Source organism: Oligella sp. HMSC09E12 (assembly GCF_001808505.1).
GTDB lineage: Bacteria > Pseudomonadota > Gammaproteobacteria > Burkholderiales > Burkholderiaceae_B > Oligella > Oligella urethralis.
Genome location: NZ_KV793583.1, coordinates 1 through 5204, shown reverse-complemented (window position 1 = coordinate 5204; position 5204 = coordinate 1). Strand labels below are relative to the sequence as shown.

Sequence of the window (5204 nt, the reverse complement as noted above, 5' to 3'; positions counted from 1 at the left end):
GGGAGTGTTTGTCTACTTTTCTGACTAGGATCAAATGATCCTACACAGATTAGTTGGACTCGTGCTTTAAAGCAAGAGTTAGCAAAGGGTTCTGATTTTAAGTTAGATGATAATTCAATTTATCGAGCACTTTACAGGCCGTTTACAAAACAGTGGATGTATTTTAATCGAAATTTTAATGAAATGGTTCTTCAAATGCCTCGTATTTTTCCGACAGCTGATGCGGAAAATCTGGTTATCCAAGCAACAGGGGTTGGTTCAAAAACGTTTTCGGTATTAATTTCGAATTATTTACCTTATCTTGATAATATTGAAAAAGGACAATGCTTCCCTCTCTACCTCTACGATGAACAAGCAATTGAAGATAGCGATGAACAAAACACACTCTTCGCTAATGAAGACAACTCTGGCCTAAACCGCCGTGACGCTATAACAGATGAGGGTTTAGCGCATTTCCAAGTGGCTTATCCTGATAATCCGCTAACAAAAGAAGATGTTTTTTATTACGTTTATGGCATCTTGCATAGCGAAGATTACCGTAGCCGTTTTCAACATAATTTAAGTAAAGAATTACCTCGTATTCCGCGAGTTAAAACCTTCAGTGATTTTAATGCCTTTAGTGACGCTGGTCGTAAACTGGCTGATTTACACATTAATTATGAAGAGGTTGAGAAGTACCCTGTGAAGTTCAGTGGTACATTGAAACATGATGGAAATGACTTTGTTAGTGCAAGTTCGACTGATTTTTACGTTACTAAAATGAAGCATCCTAAAAAGATCGATGAGGAAACAGGTAAGCGAGTCGATGACCTTAGCAAAATCATTTATAACGGTAAAATCACGCTTGAAGGTATTCCTGAAGAAGCATACGATTACGTGGTCAATAGCAAATCTGCTATCGCTTGGGTCATGGAACGCCAAGCGGTAACCACTCATAAAGCCAGCGGTATTAGCAATGATGCTAATGATTGGGCAATTGAAACAATGGGGAATCCAAAATACCCACTTGAACTGTTGCAACGAGTGATTACAGTGAGCTTAGAAACGATGAAAATAGTGAACAATTTGCCAAAACTTGATTTGAAAAAAGCGTAGCCTAAATTATGAGTAATTATCTAGAACCACTGAATGAACAATGGGATCAATTTGCATTTTTTGGTATTAAGCCTGTTAGGTACAAAAGCACTAGCTCAGACCAATTCTATTGGCTAGTAAGAGAGATAGATCTTGAGACTCTGCCTTTTTATGATTTCTGGAAAGAAAGTGCGTTTGGTTCAACTTGCATGCCTGATGAGCAAAATCCTGGCAAGAGCCTAGTCTATGTCCACGATTGGGAGGCTTTTTGTAAGCTATTTATTAAAACCGGTAAGCACCGATTTAATGCGCATAGCTAATCTCATCTACTGTAGCGTTTTGTTGTCGACTGCATCCGTTTGGCTACTGTGCTGAAATGCTTATCGATTCTTTCTTGTAGTATTTGCAACTCCTTTAGTGATAAAGAAGTTGCAAAGCCAGTACGAAAGAAGTGTAGAGCACCAACACGCCTTTCGTAAATAGTTAAAAACTAGTTTAGAGAGATTGACCTGCTTTGCGGTATTTTTCTCTAATCCAATCAGAATACCACTGCATCATTTCTTTACGTTCTTCAAGGTACTCTGCTCGATGATAAGCACGACGCACCGAGTTTTTTTCAACATGCCCCATTTGGCGTTCTATTACATCGGGTTTATAGTTATTTTCATTGAGAACGTCAGTGGCTAGAGAGCGAAATCCGTGAGGGGTGGCAATATCCTTATAACCCATACGCCACATTAAAGCGGTCAACGTGTTTTCACTCATGGGTTTATAAACATTTCTTTGCTGGTGAAAAATATAGCCTTGCTTTAGTCGTGAGTTTTCATAAAGAGTTTCAAGAATTTCTATAGCCCAGTCTGACAAAGGAACGACAAGATCAATTTTTTTGCCCTTGAACTTTTCTTTGGGGATTAGCCATTCTTTCTTTTTAAAATTTACATCTTCCCATTCCATCGTACGCAAAGAAGTACTTCGAACAAAAGTAATTATTAAAAAAATAAGTCCTAGTTTTGATAATAGATCGGCTGGTTGCTCTTCCAAGCGTTTGAAGAATGTAGTCAGCTCATCTTGTGCTAAAGCCAGTTGATGTTGGGTCGGTGGCAGAGTAACTAAGCCACTTAAGGAGTGGCAAGGATTGAAAGGTATGTTTCCGAGTTGTACTGCGTAATCTAAAATCCTATTCACTCTTTGCAAGCACCTGTTAGCGTGATCATGGACGCCTCTAGCTTCAATTGTTTTGATAGTGCTGGTAACCACGGGTGGTGTAATTTCATCTAATGGAAGGTAGCCTGGATATACTACACTTTAGTTGACTCGCAGTTAAGTTACCTCAACCAAAGCAGGTGATTATTTATGCGCAAAACGTATTCTAAAGAATTTAAACTACAAGTCTGCCACTCGATCACAACGGGCACATACACGGTGACTGAAGTTGCGAAGCAGTATGCTATTTCACGACCGATTGTTTCTCGTTGGCTTGCCGAGTATAAACGATATAGTAAAGATGCCTTTACAGGCAAAGGCGTTCGACTACCAGAAGGGGCTAAAGTGTATGCCTTGGAAAAAGAGATTAAACGTCTTCAAGAGGAGAATGCGATCTTAAAAAAGTTCAGGGAGTTTGCCAAGAGTCAAAAACGATAAGGTTTGAATTTATTTGCAGAGAAGCCGCACATCACAGTATTTTACTTCTTTGCAGACTCCTGAATGTCAGTCGGATGGGCTATTATATTTATCGTAAACGTAAGCCCTCGGCTACTATGTTACGTCATGAGTGGTTAACGACTCAAATTAAACGCGTGTTTGAACAACATAAAGGCCGCTATGGTTCCCCGCGAATAGCCTTACAACTCTATGCAGAAGGTATTGAAACTAATAAACGTGTTGTGGCGATGTTAATGCAGCGGGCTGGTTTAGTGAGTGTCTATAGCCGTAGGCGTCTAAAGAATCGACAGCAACGCCTTAAAAGTAGCGCCTCACTGTATCAAAATTTATTAAATCGTGACTTCTTCTCGGTAAAACCGAATGCTGTCTTTGTGACGGATATTACCTATGTTAATTGTAGTGATGGGGTGCTTTATTTAACGGTGTATGTGGATTTAGCAACTCGCGCGCCTAAGGCGTGTGCTGTGACGGAAAACATGAAAATGCCTTGTGTCATAGAACCACTTAAACGTTTAATTAAAGCAGGTTATGCCAAACGAGGAACTGTCATTCATAGTGATCAAGGCAGCCAATATCGTAGTTATGAGATGGCTGGATTATGTGAAAAATATGGTTTACAGCAATCCATGAGCCATCCAGGTAAACCGATTGATAATGCAGTTGCAGAGTCTTTTTTTAAAACATTAAAAACTGAGGTGGTTAATTCCAATCGTCACTTAACAAAGGCTAAAATGGAGGTGATGCTTCGTCACTACTTAGATAGATACTACCCAGAAGAACGCATCCATACCTCATTGGGTATGTCTCCAAAGCAGTATGAACAGTGGCTATCAGAAAACAACGTAACTTAACTAGCTGTATAGAAAAGTGTAGTATATCCATGGGTTTGCTGCTCCGTCAAGCGGCAAACCCATTTTTCACTAGCTCACTGTTCCGTAAATTTTCCGTTACTTCACTCATATGAGCGTACTCAGCTAAATGGCCGGCATTCAAGTGAGCGTACTTTTGAACCATTGCTATAGTTTTCCAACCTCGGATGAATTTTAACGGATAAGCCTAAAAAAGCGTCATAAAAGCGTAAGAATCAGTGATTAGTATGGGCAACTGTATTTATTAACTGAGGAGTGCTCATGGTAAACAAAGAAGACGGGTTACAAATAGTACTATCACCGGTTCAGATGGCTGGCATACTTCATAATGCCTCCATTAGCGAAGGAGAAGTACTGAGCAATCGCTTATGGGGAGGTGTAGGCCTTGTTGGTGGTATGCTTCAAATGCTCGTTGCTGGTGGTATGTGTGCCGCTCCAGACCCTACTATGCTGACAAAAGTAGGTTGTGTCGTAGTTGGAGGGCATGCCGCGGATGTGGTTCATTCTTCTTTTAATCAAATCATAGCAGGGAGACCAACCAACACAACAACCGCTCAAGCAGTTGCCGCAACAGCAGAAATGTTAGGTACTGAAAAAGAGACGGCATATATAATTGCCCTGACGGTAGATTTGGCAGTTCCAATAGGGTTTGCCTCTGCTATAGGCGCGGTTAGGGTGGCCGCCATTCGGGCGGGTAGAATAAAGCTCATTGAGCATGAGGCTGTTGCTGGTTCGCAGATTGGCGGACATACGATTAGTAAGCATGTCGGGAAAAATGAACAAGCTCTTGCACATAGGCTCAATACTGAGCGTGTGCCGGGTGGGGTTGTTAGTTCTTTTTTAATTTAAGAACAGCTGAGCGTGCTATTTCTGAGGCAATGCGTACTAATAGGTTTGTTATCGAACAGTGGGTAAAGTCAGGGAGACGAGATGCCCTGGTGATAGTGTTTAATGCTGGATATAAAGTTGGGGGTAGCTTGAAGAAAGGCTCATCTGATTACATTAAGGTTTCAAAGTTGAGAGTTGTGTTAAAGCCAGAAAAGTATAATGGCATGGACTATTATATATTAACCTCATATCCGATTAGGTGAATAATATGAATGAATACAATGTGTTATATACATTAATGGGTGGGTATCTCAATCAGGATATGTATATTATTTGTGATTGCTCCACTTTGGAGGGCGCTGTAGATTATTATGTTTCGTATGTGGATGAAATAGTATTACATGAGTTATTGGAGGATATCGCTCGTTTTGAAGAGGACTTTCGTAATGATCTAGATGGTGCCTTTGAGGAGCAGTTTTCGCCAGAGGTTGAAATCGCTTCGGTTAGCAATTTTTTTACGCTTCTTCGAGAAACCATCAAGAAGCATTATCCGGACATGGTGTAACCAAACAAAAAAACTCAACTTAAAAACCGAGTTAGGGTAGTGGTAGTATATCCAAATGGTGAAGAGTTACTAAAAACGGATGCTAAATTGATTATTTCAGGTTAATTTTAAAAAGGAAAAGAAATGTATGCTAATTGTCAACTTTTTGGAGCCTGTAGATATTTTTGTGTAAATGGAGCCTGTAAATAATTTTGTGTAACTTCCTT

Annotated in this window: 8 protein-coding genes and 1 pseudogene; 7 read left to right on the top strand and 2 right to left on the bottom strand. The window is 40.1% G+C overall.

All coding sequences use genetic code 11. The features are described 5' to 3' along the window. Positions 1-48: 48 nt before the first annotated feature. Complete coding sequence (locus HMPREF3179_RS06675; RefSeq protein ID WP_197050895.1) at positions 49-1095, top strand: type ISP restriction/modification enzyme; 1047 nt, start codon at positions 49-51, stop codon at positions 1093-1095. An 8-nt stretch (positions 1096-1103) separates the two neighbouring features. Continuing rightward, positions 1104-1394, top strand: coding sequence for a hypothetical protein (locus HMPREF3179_RS06670; protein WP_036561008.1), 291 nt, complete (start codon positions 1104-1106; stop codon positions 1392-1394). A gap of 175 nt (positions 1395-1569) precedes the next feature. Here HMPREF3179_RS06670 and HMPREF3179_RS06665 read toward each other — a convergent pair whose 3' ends face one another. Both HMPREF3179_RS06665 and HMPREF3179_RS12665 read right to left on the bottom strand, forming a co-directional pair. Then, the gene (locus tag HMPREF3179_RS06665) at positions 1570-2157 is read right to left on the bottom strand and encodes a tyrosine-type recombinase/integrase (protein WP_371441419.1); all 588 of its coding nucleotides are present in this window, start codon (positions 2155-2157) and stop codon (positions 1570-1572) included. Positions 2158-2199: 42 nt separating this feature from the next. Beyond that, positions 2200-2352 (bottom strand): annotated as a pseudogene (locus HMPREF3179_RS12665) (hypothetical protein); the annotation flags it as partial. Positions 2353-2427: 75 nt separating this feature from the next. Here HMPREF3179_RS12665 and HMPREF3179_RS06660 point away from each other — a divergent pair. The 5 genes from HMPREF3179_RS06660 (at position 2428) to HMPREF3179_RS06645 (ending at position 4998) form a co-directional block, all read left to right on the top strand. Beyond that, on the top strand, positions 2428-2715 hold the full coding sequence (locus HMPREF3179_RS06660; protein ID WP_036561006.1) for a transposase: 288 nt from the start codon (positions 2428-2430) through the stop codon (positions 2713-2715). Continuing rightward, positions 2712-3587: an IS3 family transposase gene (locus tag HMPREF3179_RS06655; protein ID WP_115075203.1), complete on the top strand. Its 876-nt coding sequence runs from the start codon at positions 2712-2714 to the stop codon at positions 3585-3587. Before HMPREF3179_RS06660 ends, HMPREF3179_RS06655 begins: the two co-directional genes overlap by 4 nt. Before the next feature lie 279 nt (positions 3588-3866). Next, on the top strand, positions 3867-4454 hold the full coding sequence (locus tag HMPREF3179_RS06650; protein ID WP_083290712.1) for a hypothetical protein: 588 nt from the start codon (positions 3867-3869) through the stop codon (positions 4452-4454). 29 nt (positions 4455-4483) lie between these two features. Further along, the gene (locus tag HMPREF3179_RS12660; RefSeq protein ID WP_083290711.1) at positions 4484-4696 is read left to right on the top strand and encodes an RNase A-like domain-containing protein; all 213 of its coding nucleotides are present in this window, start codon (positions 4484-4486) and stop codon (positions 4694-4696) included. 5 nt (positions 4697-4701) lie between these two features. Beyond that, complete coding sequence (locus HMPREF3179_RS06645; protein WP_070470220.1) at positions 4702-4998, top strand: contact-dependent growth inhibition system immunity protein; 297 nt, start codon at positions 4702-4704, stop codon at positions 4996-4998. Positions 4999-5204 lie beyond the last annotated feature (206 nt).

What these genes read in the sequence shown, in the direction of transcription:
- HMPREF3179_RS06670 (WP_036561008.1), top strand. Translation starts at nt 1,104, where the DNA reads ATGAGTAATTATCTAGAACCACTGAATGAACAATGGGATCAATTTGCA.
- HMPREF3179_RS06660 (WP_036561006.1), top strand. Translation starts at nt 2,428, where the DNA reads ATGCGCAAAACGTATTCTAAAGAATTTAAACTACAAGTCTGCCACTCG.
- HMPREF3179_RS06650 (WP_083290712.1), top strand. Translation starts at nt 3,867, where the DNA reads ATGGTAAACAAAGAAGACGGGTTACAAATAGTACTATCACCGGTTCAG.
- HMPREF3179_RS12660 (WP_083290711.1), top strand. Translation starts at nt 4,484, where the DNA reads ATGCGTACTAATAGGTTTGTTATCGAACAGTGGGTAAAGTCAGGGAGA.
- HMPREF3179_RS06645 (WP_070470220.1), top strand. Translation starts at nt 4,702, where the DNA reads ATGAATGAATACAATGTGTTATATACATTAATGGGTGGGTATCTCAAT.